We start from the raw sequence: 17,816 nt of genomic DNA on the forward strand, positions 1-17,816 counted from the left end.
GCCGCCTCACGCCCGCGCCCTGACGCGGTACAAAGGTTCGTATGCGAGAGAACGACGAGGCCGAACCGGACCAGGACGACATCGAGGCCGTGACGCGTGCCGTGCTGACGGCATCGCGGCTGCTGGTCGCGGTCTCGGCACGGTCGCTCGCGACGGTCGAGGAGAGCATCACACTGCCCCAGTTCCGGATGCTGGTCGTGCTGTCCACCCATGGCCCCTCCAAGCTGGTGGCACTGGCGGACCATCTCGGCGTACAGCCGTCCACCGCCATGCGGATGGTGGATCGGCTGATCGCCTCGGGTCTGATGAGCCGTCGGACGAATCCGAGCAACCGTCGGGAGACGGAGTTGAGCCTCACCGAGGAAGGCAGCCGCGTGGTCCAGGACGTGACCTCCCGGCGACGGGAGGAGATCACGTCCATTCTGCGGCGCCTCGAACCCGGCCGGCGGAGCGCCCTGGTGGACGCGCTCGACGCGTTCAACTCGGCGGGAAGGGAGCCGGCCATCGATGAAGGCATCGCGCATCCTCATCCTCTGGGCTGGAGCGATCCCGTCGAGGGAATGCGGTAGGACCGTACGACCGCGAGAAAGCACAGCGTCGCGAAGGCGAGAAGAACGGTGAGGGCCTCGGCGCAGGCGCGCACCAGAGCGCCGGGCCCGGCGACCCCGCGGGGCGCCACCCTGCCCGCCGGGTCGTAGACCATCCCGATCAGATCTCCGGGCGCAACCCTCGACCCGCACCCTCTCCACAGTCTCGCGTCCATGGGAGCACCGTCCCGCCGTCGGACGGTGCAGTAATACGCGGGGCTCCCCGTCGGTTCGCGCGCCACCGCCGCCACGACCACCTCCTGCGTGCGCCCCACCCCGGTGAGCAACGCTTCCGCGACCAGCCGCGGGACCTCCGGAGCAAGGAGGAGCCCGAGCGCCACCACGCCCGCGATCAGTGCGTGGCCCGCGCGGACGACCAGGAGATAGAGCACGACGGCGGCCACCGATACCGCGACGGCGGCCACGGATTGACGCGGTGACATGCCGCCGAGGGCAGCTCCGGTGCCTGCCGCGAGCGGCAGAACCACGCCCACACAGGCGACGACGAGCCCTTCGCCCACGAGCCAGAGCGGCGGGCGGCCCCGGTACGAGGCCGCGCCCAGGAGTCTGTCCGCCAGCAGGTGTCTCGCCTTCACATTTAGACTATGCAATGTTTCATTGACGCTCAGTAACACCGCCCGCCCACCTGTTACCGAACCGAAGCCGCCAGGCAACCATCGTCGCGCCAGGGAGATCCCTCCATGCGTCCCGCACCTCGCCGTCCGCGCCGCCCGTCCGGATGGAGACGCCACCTGGCCCGGCTGCCGATCCACCTCTACCGCGGCGGGCTCGGCCCTCTCTTCGGAGGACGGCTCCTGCTCCTCATCCACACGGGCCGGAAATCCGGCCGGTCACGCGAGGTGGTCCTGGAGGTGGTCCGCCACGGGCCAGGCGGATGGACCGTGGCCTCCGGTTTCGGACCGGACGCCCAGTGGTACCGGAACCTCCGCCGCACCCCCGCAGCGACGATCCAGTTCGGCCGCCGCTATCACGCGGTCGTCGCGGAATTCCTGCCCCCGGAGGAGGGAGGCCTGATCATGGTCGAGTACGCCCGCCGGCACCCTCGGGCCGCCCGGGCGCTGTGCCGTTTCATGGGCTTCACGGCCGACGGCTCGGAGGCCAGCTATCGCGCGGCAGGCGAGCGGATCCCCTTCGTCCGGCTGGAGGCCACCGACCGCTGACACCGCTCTGGGCAGGGCGAGCCCGGCATGATCCAAAAGACAGGCCCTAGCTCGCCTCGTGCCCCGTGGCGGAGCCCGGCGTGGCGCCGGGGTCGTGGCCTGTGACGGCGCGGGCGTACGAGGACAGGGCGGCGATCACCTCTGCGCGGGTGCGCCGCCCGGCCAGGACCTCCATCTGGTAGCCGTCCTCCATGGCCACGAAGTTGGCGGCGATCAGCCGCGGCGGGTCCTGGAGGACGAAGTGCCCCTGGGCCCGGCCGAGGGTGAGGATCTCGGCGTAGACCGCGATCTGGCGTTCCGTCAGGGAGCTGTCGAGGGCGGCTGCCTTGACGTCGCGCAGGAACTGCTCGCCCTGATGCGTCGTCGTGCGCTCTCGCCCACCGAGCTGATGCGGCACACGCTCGACCGCATCGCCAAGCACGACGGCTCCCTCAACTCCGTGGTCCGCCTCGACGCCGAGCGAGCCCTGACCGAAGCCGCCACCACCACCGAGCGCATCGCCCGCGCCGACACGGGCTCGGCCCGCTCGCCGGGCTCCCGATCCTGGTCAAGGACAACGAGGACGCCACCGGCTTTCCCACCAGCCACGGCACCCGCGCCTTCCGCGACAACCCGCCCGCCACCCGCGACACGACCCACATCAGCCGACTCCGCGCGGCCGGCGCCCTCGTCATCGGCAAGACCAACATGCCTCCCATGGGCGCGGGCATCCACACCACGAACGACGCCTTCGGCACCTCCCGCAACCCCTGGAACACCGCCACATCCCCGGGCGGCTCCAGCGGCGGATCCGCCGCCGCGGTCGCCGCGGGATTCGTCGCGCTCGCCACCGCAGGCGACGGTGGCGGCTCCACCCGCATCCCCGCCGCCCTGTGCGGAACCGTCGGCCTCAAGCCGAGCCGGGGCCGCATCCCCCAAGGCCCGTCCCGCACCACCAGCCGGCCGCGGCACACCGTCCTCGGCGCCGCGACCCGTACGATCCGGGACACAGCCCTCCACCTGGACATCACCGCAGGGCACCATCCGACCGACCCGTTCTCCCTGCCCGCCCCCGGGACGTCGTACCTCCAAGGCCTCGAACGGCGGCCGCAGCGCCTGCGGATCCGCGTGATGCGCACCTTCGGCGTGGCCGCCCCCCACGCGCCGCTGCTGCGCGCGGTCGAGCAGGCCGCGGACGTGCTCCGCGCCGACGGACACCTCGTCGTGGACGACGACACGCCGCTGCCCGATGCCGAGTCCTTCCCCCTGTCCATCCAGCTGAGGCAGAAGGTCCTCGCCCAGGCCCGGCTCACCAGCGTCCTGGACACCTTCACCGCGAGGCGACACGACTTCGAGCCGTGGTACGCCGAAGCCCTGGACCGGAGCCGCTCCCTCACGATCGAGAGCGGACCAGCCCCATCGCCTTCACGTCCGTCTTCAACGACACCGGCCACCCCGCGCTCACCGTCCCGGCCGGACTGAGCGACGACGGACTCCCCTGCGGCGTCCAACTGGTCGGCCCTCACCTCCGGGAGGACCTCGTCCTGGCAGCCGGAGCCGTCCTGGAGGACGCGAGCGCACGCCACCGTCCGGCCCTCTGACCCCCGGCGTCGGCGACGCCGACGATCCACGCACGAACGACGAACGGACACCGTGACAGACACCTGGAAGCGCATCGGCATCGTCGGCGGCCTCGGCCCTCTGGCCTGAGCGCGCTTCTACGTACCGACGGAACGAGACGGACCGGGCTGCTGCACAGGGCGCTGACCGCACACTTCAGCACACTGATACGACGTGTCCGACGGCACCCACCGTCCCGGGGTCGCTCAGTGGCGCCTCCAGCCGGTCAGGGTCTCCCAGGTGGCACTGCGTACCGAGGTGATCGGCACCTGCTCCGGTACGTACTGGTCGCAATTCGGATCGTGACAAGGCCCCGCGACCCAGACGGGGACGTAGACGCCCATGGTCTTGTGCCGTTCCACAACGGCGTCCACCGGCTGCTTGCACGAGCGGCAGACGCGCTGGGACGACGGGGTCGTCCTGGACTTCGGCTCGGCTTTCATGACCGATATTTTACGTCCACTTTAGGCAGTTTTGGGGATGATCTGGAGCATTTTTCCGAAACGCTCCGTCGTTGCGGCCTGCGCGTGCGAGGACCGGCGTTTCACCGAACGGAGTCATCTGACGTCCGGTGGTTCGCCTGCGTCGTGTGGGTCGGACGGCGATTCCGGGGGGTCGTCGGCAGCGTTCTCGGCCGGAACGGAGCCGACGGGCCCCGCCGTGTCCGGGGAAGATCGGTCGTCGGTGTGGCCGGGCGGTGGGCGCAGCACGCTGAGTCCGATGGAGACGGCCAGGACGGCGACGATGACGGCGAGGCTGAGCGGGGAGGGGATCTCGGGGACGGCGGTGCTGATCGTCTTGTGAGACGCCTGGAGGATGAGTTTGACGCCAATGAAGGAGAGGATGAATGCCAGGCCCACGCTGAGGTAGTGGAAGCGGTCGAGCAGTCCGGCGAGCATGAAGTACAGGGCGCGCAGGCCGAGGATGGCGAAGGCGTTGCTGGTGTAGACGATGAAGGCGTCGTTGCTGACGGCCAGGACGGCGGGGACGCTGTCGACGGCGAAGACGAGGTCGGCGGCTTCGATGGCGGCGACGACGGCCAGCAGCGGGGTGGCGACGCGTCGGCCTGCTTCCTTGACGAAGAAGCGGGTCCCCGCATAGTCGTCGCGCACGGGAACGATCTTGCGGAGCAGGCGTACGGCGATGCTCTTGCCGGGGTCGAAGCTGTCATCCTCCTCTTTGAGGATCTTGTAGGTGCTGTAGAAGAGGATCGCGGCGAAGACGAACAGGACGGCGGTGAAGCGGCTGACCACCGCCACCCCGGCGGCCAGGAAAATACCGCGGAAGACCAGGGCGCCGAGGACACCGAGGAAGAGCACGCGGTGCTGGTAGGCACGCGGCACCCTGAAGTAGCCGAAGATCAGCGCGAAGACGAACAGGTTGTCGACCGACAGACTCTTCTCCAGCAGCCACGCGGTCGTGTACTCCACTCCGGCACTCGTACCGACCACGAGGAAGACGACCGTCCCGAAGACGATCGCCAGTCCCACCCACACTCCGCTCCAGGCGGCGGCCTCCCGGAACCCGATGACGTGAGCCTCCCGGTGCGCAAGCAGATCCACCGCCAACGACACCAGAACGGTGACGGCGAACACCACCCACAACCACAGCGGCACATCGTGCACGGGCCCGACCCCTCAGACGCGGCCGATCGGAAGCCTGACCTCCAGTCTGCGGGATGCGACCGTGAATGTCCTGAAGACGCTCGCCGCCCGCCCCGGGACGACTCCCGTGCCGCGCGGGCGCAGGAGCCAGGCGGTCACCGGCTCGCCGTCCAGCCGGGGAAACATATGTCGTCGACTTCGACGGTGTGCAGCAGGTGCGCGGAAGTGACCCGTTCGGCCTTGATCGTCCCGTCGTAGAACCGGGCTTCGGCGAGGGTGCGACACCAGAACGCGTCGAAGTCGTTCGAAGCGGTCAGCTGCGGCTGATGGCCGACGAGGTCGTCAGTCCCGAGGTCGGTGAGCGGCATGGGGCTTCCTCCGGTCGGAGTGCGGACGAGGTGGCGAGTGGCATCGGGGCCCCGCGCCTCGCGGGTCCGAGGCACCGCTGGGCACGGGAGTGGCGGCCCGTCCCCCCCTGTCGGACGGGCCGCCGGTTCACGGGCGGGCGCAACCGATCACTCGGCTCTGCCGGGGCTGCAAAACCGGAAGGCGGAGAGGCGGAAGTCACCGTGCAGGGTCAGGCGCAGGTCGCGGACGCCCTCGGGCGGGTCGTCCAGTTCGCCTGCGATGGTCTGCCACGCGTAGCGGTCGCCGGTGAGGGGGACGTCGAGCTCGGCCAGCACCTGGTCGCCCACCCGGACGACCAGCCGCGCATCGCTGGGTCCGGCGTCCTCGCGGGCGGTCTCGGCCTCGATCCGGACGGCCCCGGAGAGGTCGACGTCGCGGAAGAGAAGCGTCCCGGGCCGAGCGAGGTCGGTGGGCGTGACCGCATCACCGTCGGTCCGGGTGGCGTCGACGAGGGTGACGTCCGCGTAGTCGTCGAAGTCGACCGCCAAGGTCCGCCGTTCCACGACGCTCCGGGGCGCCGAGGGCGCCCCGGTCACCGTCAGCGGTGCGGTGAGGACCGGGTGATCGGCGGAGCGGGCGACGATGATCTCGTAGCCGCCGGGATCGACGGTGAAGGCGGAGGTGGCGACATCCCAGTGGGCGAGCCGTTCGGCGGGCAGCCGGAACGTTACCTCGCTGCTTCCCCCTGGTTCCAGGCGCACCTTGCGGAAGTCGGCCAGGCGCAGCTTGGGCGCCTCGTGACGGGCGTCCAGCGCGCGGACGTAGAGCTGCACCACCTCGCTGCCGGCCCGGGCACCGCTGTTGACCAGGGTCACCGTGATGTCGACCGCCCCGTCCTGGCCGGTCGACGACCGCGACAACCGCAGGTCGCGGTAGGAGAAGTCGGTGTACGACAGGCCGTGGCCGAAGGCGTAGAGAGGCGTCGGCCGGTGGTACTGGTACGTCCAGCCGGCCTTGATGATGTCGTAGTCGAGCGGGGCCGGCAGCGGATCGTCGCCCCGGTACCAGGTCTGCGGCAGGCGTCCGGAGGGCTCGGCCTCGCCCAGCAGTACAGCGGCCAGCGCGTGGCCCGTCTCCTGCCCTCCGTGGGAGGTCCACGCCACGGCGGGCAGGTGCTCGTCGGCCCAGTCGACGGCGTAGGGGTAGCTGCTCATCACCACGAGCGCCGTCTCCGGGCGCACGGCCGCGACCGTGCGGAGCAGTTCCTCCTGCGTCGCGGGCAGGTCGATGTCCGCGCGGTCCTCGGTCTCACGGCCATTGATCATGGGGTGGTTGCCGAGGACGACGACCGCCGCGTCGGCCGCCTCTGCGGCTGCCCGGGCCTCGGCCGCGCCGTCGCGCAGCAGCTCTCGCGCCCAGCGTTCGGCGGAGTCCGGGGCATCGGCGGTCACGGTGACGCGGCCGTCGGTCGGATCCACGGCGGCGTAGCGGCCGGTGAGCACGGAGCGCAGCACCGTGTCCTCCCCGGCCGGTTCCAGCCGGAAGGTCTCCTTGACGAACCAGTTCTTGAGCACCTTCTGGTCGGCCGCCACGGTGGCGTCGTCCTTGAGGCTCAGGTAGTGGCCGGCGTCGGCGGCGCGGAGGGTCAGCATGCCGCGGCCCCAGTCGGTCACGTCGAAGGCGCTCTTGCCGAGGAGTTCGCCGGTGGTGCGGGAGCGCAGCGCGATACGGTCGGCGCCCTCCACCCGGACCACCTCGCCGCCGTGGGCGCCGAGTGCGGCGGCGAGGCCATCGGCGATGGTCACCTGGTAGGGCATGGTGCCGCTGTACCAGTCCTCGCACAGCGTGTCGGCGAGGGGGCCGATGACGGCGATCCGTGACGTACGGGCCGGGTCCAGGGGCAGCAGGCCGCCGTTCTTGAGCAGCACCACCGACTCGGTCGCCGCGTGCCGTGCCAGGGCGCGATGCTCGGGGCAGTCGATCGCTTCCGGACCGATCCCGGCATACGGGTCGAGGTCCGGGTCGAACTCGCCCAGGCGGAAGCGGAGTTCGAGCTGGCGACGCACCGCGCGGTCCACATCGACCTGTGCCATCAGGCCGCGCTCCAGCGCCTCGCGCAGTCGGCCGACCGGCGTGGCGCTGTCGTCGTCGTGGTCGGTGAAGCTGTCGATGCCGGCCTTGAGTGCGGCGGCGTGGGACTCGGCGTGGTCGTCGAAGTAGCGCTCCGGGTCGACCAGGTTGGAGGGGGCCTCGGCGTCGCTGACCACGAACAGCTCGTGTCCGGTGGGCCGCGCCCAGCGGCGCAGCTCGGTCTCGATCAGCGGACTGACATGGCAGGGGCGCCCGTTGACCAGGTTGTACGCGGCCATGGCTCCGGTCGCGGCACCGGAGGCGACGACGGGCCGGAAGGCGGCCAGGTCGTACTCGTGGAGGACGCGCGGGCGCAGTACGGAGGAGGTGGTGCAGCGGTCGTCCTCGTTGTTGTAGGCGAGGAAGTGCTTGAGAACGGGAGCCGCCCGCAGGTAGGTCGGATGGTCGCCGGCCAGGCCCCGGCAGTATGCCTCGCCGAGCCGGGCGGTGTGCACCGGGTCCTCGGAGTAGCCCTCCTCGTTGCGCCCCCAGCGCGGGTCGCGCAGCAGGTTCAGGACGGGCGCCCAGGCCTGGAGGCTGTAGGGGCCGTCGTCGGTGGCGGGTCGACGGTGGTGGTGGAAGGCCCGCAGTTCGACCGAGACGGCCTCGGCGACCCGCCGCACCAGGTCCTCGTCCCAGGTGGCACCGAGACCGACGGCCTGCGGGAAGACCGTCGCCACCCCCATCCAGGAGACCCCGTGCAGGGCCTCGCTGCCCGTACGGAAGGCAGCGAGGCCGAGCCGTGGGACGGCCGGCACGTACTGGTGCAGCATCGCGATCCGCTCTTCGGGCGTGAGCCGGGAGAGCAGGTCGTCGACGCGCTTCTGCAGCGGCAGCGCGGGATCACGGAAATCGGGCGGCTTGGACGGGGACACGGGCGCGGAACTCACGTGGAAATCCGTTCGAAGAAGAACTCGTGCTTGAGGAAGGAGACGTCGTACTCGTGCCCCGGGTACGGCGGGATGAGCTGGGCGGCCTGGAACAGCCGCCAGCCGTCGTGGAGTGCGGCCACGCCCGAGTCGTACGGCGGCTCGTCGCTGTCGCCCGTGGTGGGCGAGGTGCGGCCGGTGCCGTCGTATCGCGACCAGCCGACGACGTGGGAGTCCAGCGCCGAGCTCGCCAGATACAGCACGAGCACCTGCTGCCGCCGCACCGGGGCGGCGGTGACGTCTCCGGTATCCGCCGCCGCATGCGTCATCGCTTCGGTCGTCATGTCACCGTCTCCTTCGGGCGGTTGGAGACCCTGGTCACCCAGTGGTCCAGGTCGAATCCGTCGTCACCCGTCAGCTCCCGCCACAGCAGGATGCGGTTGTAGCGCTCCAGTCGGCCGGTCGCCCCCTCGTACCACGGGAACATCGCGTCCAACTCCGCGGTCACCCGCGGGTCGTCGAGATCCGAGGTGTCCCACAGCCGCTGTTGGCGCACCCTGGGGTTGAAGCGGATCTTGAGCATGTGACGGGGAGTGTCGCTGTCGTTGCGCCGGCCACCGTGCCAGAGGCCATGGTGGAGAAACACCACCGTCCCGGCCGGGCACACCAACCGGTCCTGTCCGCGCAGGTTCTGGTAGCGACCGGTGTCCGATTCGTTGATCCGCCGCAGATGGCTGCCCGGCACGCTGAGCGTCCCGCCCATCTCCAGGGTCACGGCCTGCGGGTAGTACATCAACTGCACGTCGAAGGCGTCCGGTCGGACGTCGATGATGGCGTCCCCGTGCAGCGCCTGCGCGTCGCCGCCACGGGGCTCGCGAGTGTGCACGAAGTGGTGGTCCACCCACGGCTCCGGGCCCACCAGACTGCGCAGGGCCCCGGCCACCCGCGGCAGTTCCAGCAGCCTGCGGACGAATGAGCCCGCCTCGTAGGCGTCGGACAGCGGCGTCCCGTACGGGACCGGCGGCACTCCGCCCGCCAGTACCGCCAAGCCCTCGGCGTTCATCTCCGCCGGAACCACCGCGTCCAGCCGCAGCGACCCGCGCGCCACGAAGCGCGCCATCCGCACCGAGTCGAGAAGTTCTTGCCTGTTCTCCATGACGGCCACGCTAGGTCCGGCGGCCCGCTCACCGCGTGGGCCGCGTTCACCCTCCACTGGTCGATTCTCACCACATCGGGCCCGAGCACGCCCATCGGGAATCGCGCCTCCGCGGGCCGCGTACGCCGTGGTAGAACACGTGACCATGCAGACGGTCCTCGCCCCTCTCGACGAGCCTCCCGCTCTCGCCGCCGTCGGCATCGGCGTGCACGGGCCGGCCGGACAGGTGGACGTGTTCTGCCTGCCGGACCTGTGGCAGCTCCATCTGTACGACTACGAAGCAGACTTGACGGTCGACGGCACCGAGCACGCGATCCGCCCCGGCCGGGTCAGCCTCGTACCGCCCGGAACCGAGGTCCGCTACCGCTACCGGGGCCGCTCCGAACACCTCTACGTCCACCTCCGCCTCGGCTCGGCCGGCACGCCCCAGAGCGTCCCCGTCATCCAGCACACCGGTCCGGAACGCGACCTGCTGGGCGGGCAGTTGGAGCAGGCACTGGCCGCCTGGCCGAACTCCCCGGCACGGGCCACCGCCGAGGTGTGGGCCGCCCTGTGGCGGATCGCCCGGCTCACCCCCGCGCAGGAGCACGGCGCGCGGGCCGTTCACCCGGCTGTCATGGCCGCGACGGCCCTGATCGAGGCACGGCTGACGGAGACCCTGACGGTGCCGGAGATCGCGAAAGCGGCCGGCGTCTCCCACAACCATCTGACCCGGCTCTTCCGCGCCGCCACCGGGGACACCGTCGTCGGCTACATCCGGGCCCGCCGGATGGAACGCGCACGCCACTTCCTGCGGGCCACCACGCTCTCCATCCCGGCAGTCGCCGCCTCGGTCGGCATCCCCGACCTGCAGGCGTTCAACAAGGCGTGCCGCCGGGAACTCGGGGCGTCACCCCGCGGCATCCGTGGCGCCGGTCCCACCCCGCGCGACAGCACGGCTGTGTGATGTCGCGATCGAACGTGGGTGACGCGCCGAATCCCGAGCGGCCGCCCGACCTCGACGGCCCCGTGCGGATGCCTCCGCAGCGCCCCCGTGGTCGAGTGGTGCTACGACGTGATGCGGGGTCCGTCTCCGTGGTCGGGGATGGAGAGGCGCACGCCGGCCCGGAGGGCGGACTGGTGGGCGATGATGCCGGGGAGGGTGTAGCGGGCGGCGGTCCACGCGTGCAGCGGTGGAGGCGTCCGTGTCGTGACCGCGGTGGCGAAGTCGTCGGCGAGGAAGTGGTGACTGCCCTCGTGGCCGTTGGGCGCGTGCGCGAACTCACGCGGGAGTCGAGAGCGGTCGTGGACGGGTGCGGTACCGGAGGCGAAGGCGTCGCGCAGTTCCGGGGCGACGTGGGAGAGCGCCGGGTCGTCCGGTGAGAGGCTGGATGTGGGGTGCAGGTGCGCGGTGACGTCGCGCTCGCCCTTCTTGTCCTGCCACAGGCTGACCGAGCCGAGTTGTTCGAGGACCGCTTCCGTGCCGAAGTAGCGGAAGCGCGACTCCTTGCCGATGTACCCGACCCTGCGGAACTCGTTCGTGCGGAAGCTGCCGCCACCTGCGACTTCGAACAGTGCGGTCGCGTTGGAGAAGTCGTTGTCGAACTGGCTGATCTCGCGGTCGAACACGCCGTCGCCGCGCTCGTCCGGAACGCCGATCGCCGAGACGCTCACGGCGTGCGTCTGCCAAGCACCGAGGACTCCGCCGATCGAGTGCGTGGGGTAGAGCAGCGGCGGGTAGCTGGCGGTGGACTTCCAGTTCTCACCGCCGCTGTACTTGTACGCGTCGTAGAAGCCCCAGTCCATGTCGTGGACGTAGTCGCCTTCCGCGTAGAAGATCCGGCCGAACTCTCCCGCGGCGATCCGGGCGCGCGCGTAGACGGTCGCCGGGTGGTAGTGGCTCGTCTCGCCCATCATGTAGATCCGGCCGGTCTCCTCGACCGCCGCGATGATGTCCGCGATCTCCGCCTCGGTCACGGCCATCGGGACCGCACTGTAGACGTCCTTGCCCGCACGCAACGCCTCCACGGCGAGGGGGCCGTGCGTCCAGCGCTGGGTGAAGAGCGCGATGGCGTCGAGATCGGAGTCGAGCATGTCCTCGAACGAGGGGAGCGTGCCGGCGAGGTCATGCTCGGCGACGAGCCGCTCGGCGCGCTCCGGGAGCAGGTCGGTGACCTTGATGTCACCGACGTTCGGGTGCAGGCGCCAGAGTTTGGCGAACGAACCGGCGAACTGGCCGGCTCCGACGATGCCGAGTGAGAACACGCGAAATCTCCATCAGAACGTAGGAGTGGGTACGAGCTGGTGCCGGTCGCATGACGGTGCGGGATTCGGCACTGCTCCATGACGGTAGGGTCCGATCACACGCGATGTCTGCACCGTTTCGAAGCGAGAACTTCTTGGATCCTCAGGGTGCCCTGGTCGACGAACCCTCGTATCTGCGCGGCTGGTCCGGACGCCCGACGCTGATGGCGGCAGCGCACCGGCACGACGACCTGGAGATCAACTTCGTGGCCGGCGGCGGGTCGATGCTCTATCTCTACGGCGGCGAACTCCTCGAAGTCGCGGTGGGCGGCCTCGCCGTGTTCTGGGCCGCGATCCCCCACCAGTTGGTGGCGAGCCAGGCGACGCGCGTCCACTGGCTGCACGTGCCCTTCGATCAGCTTCTCGCCTGGGGGCTGCCGCAACCGCTCCTCGCCCGTGTGCTCTCGGGCGTGCCGGTGATCTCTCCCGCAGACCGTGCCGACGCGAGCGATCCGGCGAAGTTCACCCAGTGGGCCGCGGATCTGGCCGCGGGCGGCGACGAACTGCACCGCATCGCGATGCTGGAGATACAAGCGCGCGTCCGACGCCTGGCGCTTGCCACGGTCGGCGATCCGGCGCGTCGACACGCCGGTGACGATCCGGCCCTGCGCCAGGCGGTGTCCATGGCGCGGTACATCGCCCGTCACTTCCGCGAGCCGATCACCGTCGCGGACGTCGCCGCGGCGGCGCAGGTCCACCCGACCTACGCCATGACCCGGTTCCGCAAGGTCGTGCGTACCACGATCGGCGACTACGTGAAGCTGTACCGGCTCGCTGAAGCCCGCCGGTTGCTGGTGACCACCGACCTTCCCACGAGCCAGGTGGCCGCGGCCGCCGGCTTCGGCTCGGTCAGCCGCTTCTACCGGGTCTTCACGGACGCGTGCGGAACCACCCCGGCACGGTTCCGGCACGGACGCGGCCTCTGACCCACCCGGCGACGGCCCGAGCCCACGGCGCATGACCGTGAAGCGTGCCGTCGAAGCGCTTCCGGCGCTTGGGGCCCTTGTCTCTCAGGAAACCCGTCCGTTACCTTACGCCTGGGGGTGAAGCGCTTCGACAGCCGTCGGGCTGTCCAGCCCGCCCGCGGGGGTCGCGTACCCGAGGAACCGCCCGGCACTGACCTCGAAAGGGCCGCCATGACCAAGGAACAAGGGACCTTCCACTGGGGGCACGAGGCCCTTCACCTCGACCTCGTCCTCGATGAGGACGGCAGGCCGGGCCTCACGCACCTCGGACTGCCCGACGAAGCGCGGACAGCCCCCGGTACGTCACTGCCCCTGGTGGAGGTGACGGCCGCGGGTCACGGCCGCGACTGGTCGGGCAGCCGCCTGATCGGAACCTCTCTCGGCGGGCGACTGCGCCACCGGGCCCACCGAGCGGCCCGCGACGGCGACTGGCACACGCTGACCGTGCATCTCCACGACCCGGAGACCGGGCTGGTCGCGGAGGTGACGTACCGGTCACCGGACGGCATCCCCGTGCTCCGCAGTGAAGTGACGCTGCGCAACGAAGGGCAGACCACCTTGCACCTGGAGTCGGTCAGCTCGCTCGCGGTGGGCTGCCTCACCCCACGCGACCCGGCGGCCGTCGACGCCGCCGACCTGCTGTGGGCGGACAACGACTGGCTCGCCGAGTGCCGCTGGCAGCGACAGCCGATGCGCCGGACCACACCCGGCGTCAGCGGACGCGTGACGTACGGGCACGGCAAGGCGGGCTTCGCCCTGAACGGACAGGGCACCTGGTCCAGTTGCGGACACCTGCCCATGGGAGGCCTGACGGACCGGCGCACCGGACGCAGTTGGGTGTGGCAGATCGAGCACAACGGCGGGGGCTGGCGCTGGGAGTGCCAGGAGCACGACGAGGCGGCCTACGCCGCGCTGTTCGGGCCCACCGACGCCCACCACGGCTGGCGGCACTCCCTGGAGCCCGGCGCCGTCTTCCGTACCGTACCCGCCGCGCTGGCCTTCAGCGCCGACGGCGGCCCCGACTCCGCGTTCGCCGCGCTGACCCGCTACCGCCGCGCCCAGCGCCGCCCTCATGCCGACCACCAGCGCTTGCCCGTCATCTTCAACGACTACATGAACTGCCTGATGGGCGACCCCACCACCGACAAGCTGCTGCCGCTGATCGACGCCGCGGCCGAGGCCGGCGCCGAGCACTTCGTCATCGACGCGGGCTGGTACGACGACGGTGACGGCGGCTGGTGGACCAGCGTCGGCGCCTGGGAGCCGGCCGCCTCTCGCTTCCCCGGCGACAGGGGAATCCACGAGGTACTGGACCACATCCGCCGACGCGGCATGGTTCCCGGCCTGTGGCTGGAGCCGGAAGTCATCGGCGTCCACAGCCCCATGGCCAAGTCCCTGCCCGACGAGGCGTTCTTCCGCCGCGACGGCGCCCGCGTCACGGAGACCGGCCGGCACCACCTGGATCTGCGCCACCCGGCCGCCCGTGCCCACCTGGACCAGGTCGTGGACCGCCTGGTCGGCGAGTGGGGCGTCGGCTACCTCAAGCTCGACCACAACATCGACCCCGGCTCCGGCACCAGCGCCCACCCCGGCGAGACCCCGGGCGACGGCCTGCTCGGCCACAACCGGGCGCACCTCGACTGGCTCGACGGCATCCTCGACCGGCACCCGCACCTGGTGGTGGAGAACTGCGCCTCCGGCGGCATGCGCTGGGACGACGCCATGCTCTCCCGGCTGCAGCTGCAGTCCACCAGTGACCAGCAGAACCTCCACCTCTACGCGCCGATCGCGGCCTCCGCGCCCACCGCCGTCACCCCCGAGCAGGGTGCCGTCTGGGCATACCCGCGGCCGGAGGACTCCCTCGACGAGGTGGCCTTCGCCATGGCCAACGCGCTGCTCGGCCGGATCCATCTCTCCGGCCGCATTCCCGAACTCGGGCGGGAGGCCCGCGCCCTGGTCCACGAGGCGGTAGCGGTGTACAAGGCCATCCGCGCCGACCTGCCGCAAGCCGTACCGTCCTGGCCACTGGGCCTTCCCGCCTGGGACGACCCCTGGATCGCCCTGGCCATGCGTACGCCCGCCACCACCTACCTCACGGCCTGGCGCCGCCCGGGAACCGACGCCACGGCGACGCTTCGCCTGCCCCACCTGCGGGACACCCCCGCCCGTGTCGACCTGCTCTATCCCTCGGCCGGCCGGTCCGATTCCACCTGGCTGCCCGACACGGCCGAGCTGAGCCTGACCCTGCCCACCGCACCGTCCGCCGTCCTGCTCCGCATCACCCCCACGGACCCCGGCGCCACCTGAACCGCCCCGACCACGCCACGACTCCCTCACCCATCGACGAGAGGACCTCTCAGGTGCCACCACTGCGCCGGCCGGACCCACGCCTCAGCAACCCCGTGATCCCCGGCTTCCACCCCGACCCCAGCGTCTGCCGCGTCGGCGACGACTACTACCTGGCCTGCTCCAGCTTCGAGTACTTCCCCGGCGTCCCCCTCTTCCACAGCCGCGACCTGGTGCACTGGACGCAGATCGGCAACGCCCTGGACCGCCCGGACCAGCTGCGTCTGCCCACCTCCATGCCGTCCTCCGGCGGGATCTACGCCCCCACCCTGCGCCACCACGACGGCCGCTTCTGGTTGATCGTCACCAACTGCAGCGAGGGCGGCGGCAACCTGATCGTCACGGCCACCGACCCCGCCGGACCGTGGTCGGACCCCATCTGGGCGCCAGGCGTCCCCGGCATCGATCCCGACCTGGTGTGGGAGGAGGACGGCACCTGCTGGTGCACGGTCGCCGGCGTCTCGCAGGTCCGTCTCGACCCGTCCACCGGCCGGACATACGGGACACCGCACCGGCTCTGGTCCGGCGGGCCCGGCGCCAAGGCCCCGGAGGCACCGCACCTGTACCGGATCGGGGACTACTGGTACCTCCTCATCGCCGAGGGCGGCACCGAGCGCGGCCACGGCGTCTCGATCGCCCGCGGCCGTACGCCCGCCGGCCCGTTCGAGCCGTGCCCTGCCAACCCGATCCTCACCCACCGCGGCACCGACCACCCCGTCCAGAACACCGGGCACGCCGACCTGGTCCAAGGCCCCGACGGCTCCTGGTGGATGGTGCTGCTCGGCGTCCGACCCGGCGGCGGCACGCCGGGCTGGCACGTGCTCGGCCGGGAGACCTTCCTGGCACCCGTGACCTGGGTGGACGAATGGCCGGTCGTCGGCGAGGTGGCCCTGGACCTGTCCGAGCTCCCGTGGCCGCTCTCCCCCGGCCCCGTCGAGGAGCGGCGGGACGACTTCGACCTCGCCGAACTGCGACCGTCCTGGATCTCCCTGCGCGACCGGCCCGCCGAACACTGCACCACCAAGGAGCGCCCCGGCTGGCTGACCCTCCGCGCGCGGGCCGGCTCCCTGGACCAACCCGATGTGGTGTTCACCGGCCGGCGCCAGCAGCACCTCGCGTGCCGGGCGCGCGCTCTGGTCGATCCCTCCGAGGGACGCGGCGGCCTCGCCGTCCGGCTCGACGAGCGGCATCACTACGCGATCGAGGCGTCCGGTACGAAGGTGCGGATCATCGCGCACGTCGGCGACCTGCGCACGGTCGTGGCAGCGCGGTCCGTGCCCGCCGGGCCGGTGGTCCTCGCCGTCACGATCACGGAATCACCGGCTCCGCACGGACCGTGCACCGGACCCGACGTCGTCTCCCTCGGCATCGAGCAGCCCGACGGCACGTACACCCTTCTCGCGACCCTCGACGGCCGCTACCTGTCGACCGAGGTCGCCGGCGGCTTCACGGGCCGGGTCATCGGCATGTACGCCGCGGCCGGCACCGTCCACTTCGACTGGTTCGACTACGAGCCCCTCGACGGCTGAACGGAGGCCCCCTCTGATCATCGAAGCGCTTCACCGAAGGATGGACAACGCGCCATGCCGGAGATAGGGTCGGCGCACATTGTACGCAGGAGCGATACGCTCATCTGATCGAAGCGCTTCATAAGGCTGGGAGATCTGGATGGTAACCCTCGCCGAGGTCGCCCGGCACGCCGGAGTGTCGGCGAGCACGGTGAGCTATGTCCTCAGCGGCAAGCGGCCCATCTCCGCGGCCACCCGGCTGCAGGTCGAGCAGAGCATCCGCGAGCTGGGATACCACCCGAACGCGGGCGCGCGGGCGCTGGCCAGCAGCAGGTCGAACATCATCGCGCTGATGGTTCCCCTGCGCACCGACATGTATGTGCCGGTGATGATGGAGATCGCCATCGCGGTCACCACGACGGCCCGGACGCACGGGTATGACGTACTGCTGCTGACCGGCGAGGAGGGTCCCGAAGCCGTCCGCCGCGTCACCGGCAGTGGGCTGGCCGACGCGATGATCCTCATGGATGTCGAACTCGACGACGAGCGGTTGCCGTTGCTGCGCAGCACCGACCAGCCGTCCGTGCTGATCGGACTGCCCGCCGACACCTCAGGACTGACCTGCGTCGACCTCGACTTCAGGGCGACCGGCGCGTTGTGCGTCGAGCATCTGGCGACGCTCGACCATCGCGACATCGCCGTCATCGGCGAGGCCCCCGCGGTCTACGAACGCCACACCGGCTTCGCCGAGCGCACCCTCGACGGACTCCGCTCCAGGGCACGGGAGTTGGACATCAGGGTGTTGCACCGGCCGTGCGGTGGCGGCTACGACGCGATGGCCGCCGTCCTCACCCGCATCCTCGATGAGCGCCCGGGCACCTCCGGGTTCGTCGTGCAGAACGAGCAGGCGGTCGAGCCCTTGCTCGCCCTGCTGCGCCGGCAGGGCCGCGCCGTCCCCGAGGACGTGTCGGTGGTCGCGATCTGCCCGGAACAGGTGGCCGTCCAGGCCTCGGTGCGACTGACGTCGGTCTCCATCCCCGCGCAGGAGATGGGCCGGCAGGCGGTGGAGTGCCTGGTCGCCAAGATCGACGGTCGCGGCGCCGACGAAGTCTCGCTGATCGCACCCGTGTTGACGGTGCGGGCGAGTACCGGGTCGGCGCCCTGACGCGTGGGCCGGTGAGACGTACGGGGGCGGTGCGACCGTGCGGCGTGATCCCGCTGCGCCCCCTGGGCGTGGGCG

General features: G+C 71.0%; 17 protein-coding genes and 1 pseudogene. 9 read left to right on the top strand and 9 right to left on the bottom strand.

Going from position 1 to position 17,816, the window contains the following annotated elements:
- The first annotated feature begins 41 nt into the window (after nt 1-41).
- Nucleotides 42-569, top strand: a complete 528-nt coding sequence (locus ACFVYX_RS23765) for a MarR family winged helix-turn-helix transcriptional regulator (RefSeq protein ID WP_389683450.1) — start codon at nt 42-44, stop codon at nt 567-569.
- Here the strand turns inward: ACFVYX_RS23765 and ACFVYX_RS23770 are convergent.
- Entirely contained in the window at nt 527-1,183 is a 657-nt protein-coding gene (locus ACFVYX_RS23770; protein WP_389683451.1) for a hypothetical protein, read from the bottom strand. The genes ACFVYX_RS23765 and ACFVYX_RS23770 overlap by 43 nt on opposite strands.
- 105 nt (nt 1,184-1,288) lie before the next feature.
- On the opposite strand from ACFVYX_RS23770, the gene ACFVYX_RS23775 reads away from it, so the two are divergent.
- A complete protein-coding gene (locus ACFVYX_RS23775; RefSeq protein ID WP_389683453.1) occupies nt 1,289-1,768 on the top strand; it encodes a nitroreductase family deazaflavin-dependent oxidoreductase in 480 nt (159 codons plus the stop codon).
- 46 nt (nt 1,769-1,814) lie between these two features.
- Here the strand turns inward: ACFVYX_RS23775 and ACFVYX_RS23780 are convergent, their stop codons facing one another.
- The gene (locus tag ACFVYX_RS23780) at nt 1,815-2,189 is read right to left on the bottom strand and encodes a hypothetical protein (protein WP_389683454.1); all 375 of its coding nucleotides are present in this window, start codon (nt 2,187-2,189) and stop codon (nt 1,815-1,817) included.
- Nucleotides 2,190-2,281: 92 nt separating this feature from the next.
- On the opposite strand from ACFVYX_RS23780, the pseudogene ACFVYX_RS23785 reads away from it, so the two are divergent.
- Together ACFVYX_RS23785 and ACFVYX_RS23790 are read left to right on the top strand one after the other, a co-directional pair.
- Nucleotides 2,282-3,229 (top strand): annotated as a pseudogene (locus tag ACFVYX_RS23785) (amidase); the annotation flags it as partial.
- Complete coding sequence (locus ACFVYX_RS23790) at nt 3,226-3,348, top strand: hypothetical protein (protein WP_389683518.1); 123 nt, start codon at nt 3,226-3,228, stop codon at nt 3,346-3,348. The pseudogene ACFVYX_RS23785 and the gene ACFVYX_RS23790, both read left to right, overlap by 4 nt.
- 225 nt (nt 3,349-3,573) lie before the next feature.
- On the opposite strand, the gene ACFVYX_RS23795 is transcribed toward ACFVYX_RS23790, so the two are convergent.
- The 6 genes from ACFVYX_RS23795 to ACFVYX_RS23820 all read right to left on the bottom strand — a co-directional run bounded on the left by ACFVYX_RS23795 (nt 3,574) and on the right by ACFVYX_RS23820 (nt 9,474).
- Nucleotides 3,574-3,810, bottom strand: coding sequence for a hypothetical protein (locus ACFVYX_RS23795; RefSeq protein WP_389683455.1), 237 nt, complete (start codon nt 3,808-3,810; stop codon nt 3,574-3,576).
- Between the two features lie 114 nt (nt 3,811-3,924).
- Nucleotides 3,925-4,992, bottom strand: coding sequence for a TerC family protein (locus ACFVYX_RS23800; protein WP_389683456.1), 1,068 nt, complete (start codon nt 4,990-4,992; stop codon nt 3,925-3,927).
- A 134-nt stretch (nt 4,993-5,126) separates the two neighbouring features.
- The gene (locus ACFVYX_RS23805) at nt 5,127-5,339 is read right to left on the bottom strand and encodes an acetylxylan esterase (protein WP_389683457.1); all 213 of its coding nucleotides are present in this window, start codon (nt 5,337-5,339) and stop codon (nt 5,127-5,129) included.
- A gap of 147 nt (nt 5,340-5,486) precedes the next feature.
- Entirely contained in the window at nt 5,487-8,339 is a 2,853-nt protein-coding gene (locus tag ACFVYX_RS23810; RefSeq protein ID WP_389683458.1) for a glycoside hydrolase family 3 C-terminal domain-containing protein, read from the bottom strand.
- Nucleotides 8,336-8,647: a hypothetical protein gene (locus ACFVYX_RS23815; RefSeq protein WP_389683519.1), complete on the bottom strand. Its 312-nt coding sequence runs from the start codon at nt 8,645-8,647 to the stop codon at nt 8,336-8,338. Before ACFVYX_RS23815 ends, ACFVYX_RS23810 begins: the two co-directional genes overlap by 4 nt.
- 11 nt (nt 8,648-8,658) lie before the next feature.
- On the bottom strand, nt 8,659-9,474 hold the full coding sequence (locus ACFVYX_RS23820; protein ID WP_389683459.1) for a phytanoyl-CoA dioxygenase family protein: 816 nt from the start codon (nt 9,472-9,474) through the stop codon (nt 8,659-8,661).
- Nucleotides 9,475-9,619: 145 nt separating this feature from the next.
- On the opposite strand from ACFVYX_RS23820, the gene ACFVYX_RS23825 reads away from it, so the two are divergent.
- Nucleotides 9,620-10,420, top strand: a complete 801-nt coding sequence (locus ACFVYX_RS23825; RefSeq protein ID WP_389683520.1) for a helix-turn-helix domain-containing protein — start codon at nt 9,620-9,622, stop codon at nt 10,418-10,420.
- A 101-nt stretch (nt 10,421-10,521) separates the two neighbouring features.
- Here the strand turns inward: ACFVYX_RS23825 and ACFVYX_RS23830 are convergent, their stop codons facing one another.
- The gene (locus ACFVYX_RS23830; protein WP_389683460.1) at nt 10,522-11,718 is read right to left on the bottom strand and encodes a Gfo/Idh/MocA family protein; all 1,197 of its coding nucleotides are present in this window, start codon (nt 11,716-11,718) and stop codon (nt 10,522-10,524) included.
- Nucleotides 11,719-11,852: 134 nt separating this feature from the next.
- Here ACFVYX_RS23830 and ACFVYX_RS23835 point away from each other — a divergent pair, with 134 nt between their 5' ends.
- The 4 genes from ACFVYX_RS23835 to ACFVYX_RS23850 all read left to right on the top strand — a co-directional run bounded on the left by ACFVYX_RS23835 (nt 11,853) and on the right by ACFVYX_RS23850 (nt 17,741).
- Nucleotides 11,853-12,683, top strand: coding sequence for a helix-turn-helix domain-containing protein (locus ACFVYX_RS23835; RefSeq protein ID WP_389683461.1), 831 nt, complete (start codon nt 11,853-11,855; stop codon nt 12,681-12,683).
- A gap of 210 nt (nt 12,684-12,893) precedes the next feature.
- Complete coding sequence (locus ACFVYX_RS23840; RefSeq protein WP_389683462.1) at nt 12,894-15,029, top strand: alpha-galactosidase; 2,136 nt, start codon at nt 12,894-12,896, stop codon at nt 15,027-15,029.
- A gap of 53 nt (nt 15,030-15,082) precedes the next feature.
- The gene (locus ACFVYX_RS23845; RefSeq protein WP_389683463.1) at nt 15,083-16,597 is read left to right on the top strand and encodes a glycoside hydrolase family 43 protein; all 1,515 of its coding nucleotides are present in this window, start codon (nt 15,083-15,085) and stop codon (nt 16,595-16,597) included.
- A 139-nt stretch (nt 16,598-16,736) separates the two neighbouring features.
- Nucleotides 16,737-17,741: a LacI family DNA-binding transcriptional regulator gene (locus ACFVYX_RS23850; RefSeq protein ID WP_389683464.1), complete on the top strand. Its 1,005-nt coding sequence runs from the start codon at nt 16,737-16,739 to the stop codon at nt 17,739-17,741.
- Nucleotides 17,742-17,816: the final 75 nt, after the last annotated feature.

The organism is Streptomyces sp. NPDC058326, from assembly GCF_042879855.1.
Taxonomy (GTDB): domain Bacteria; phylum Actinomycetota; class Actinomycetes; order Streptomycetales; family Streptomycetaceae; genus Streptomyces.

What these genes read in the sequence shown, in the direction of transcription:
- ACFVYX_RS23765 (WP_389683450.1), top strand. Translation starts at nt 42, where the DNA reads ATGCGAGAGAACGACGAGGCCGAACCGGACCAGGACGACATCGAGGCC.
- ACFVYX_RS23775 (WP_389683453.1), top strand. Translation starts at nt 1,289, where the DNA reads ATGCGTCCCGCACCTCGCCGTCCGCGCCGCCCGTCCGGATGGAGACGC.
- ACFVYX_RS23795 (WP_389683455.1), bottom strand. Translation starts at nt 3,810, where the DNA reads ATGAAAGCCGAGCCGAAGTCCAGGACGACCCCGTCGTCCCAGCGCGTC.
- ACFVYX_RS23805 (WP_389683457.1), bottom strand. Translation starts at nt 5,339, where the DNA reads ATGCCGCTCACCGACCTCGGGACTGACGACCTCGTCGGCCATCAGCCG.
- ACFVYX_RS23815 (WP_389683519.1), bottom strand. Translation starts at nt 8,647, where the DNA reads ATGACGCATGCGGCGGCGGATACCGGAGACGTCACCGCCGCCCCGGTG.
- ACFVYX_RS23820 (WP_389683459.1), bottom strand. Translation starts at nt 9,474, where the DNA reads ATGGAGAACAGGCAAGAACTTCTCGACTCGGTGCGGATGGCGCGCTTC.
- ACFVYX_RS23825 (WP_389683520.1), top strand. Translation starts at nt 9,620, where the DNA reads ATGCAGACGGTCCTCGCCCCTCTCGACGAGCCTCCCGCTCTCGCCGCC.
- ACFVYX_RS23840 (WP_389683462.1), top strand. Translation starts at nt 12,894, where the DNA reads ATGACCAAGGAACAAGGGACCTTCCACTGGGGGCACGAGGCCCTTCAC.
- ACFVYX_RS23850 (WP_389683464.1), top strand. Translation starts at nt 16,737, where the DNA reads ATGGTAACCCTCGCCGAGGTCGCCCGGCACGCCGGAGTGTCGGCGAGC.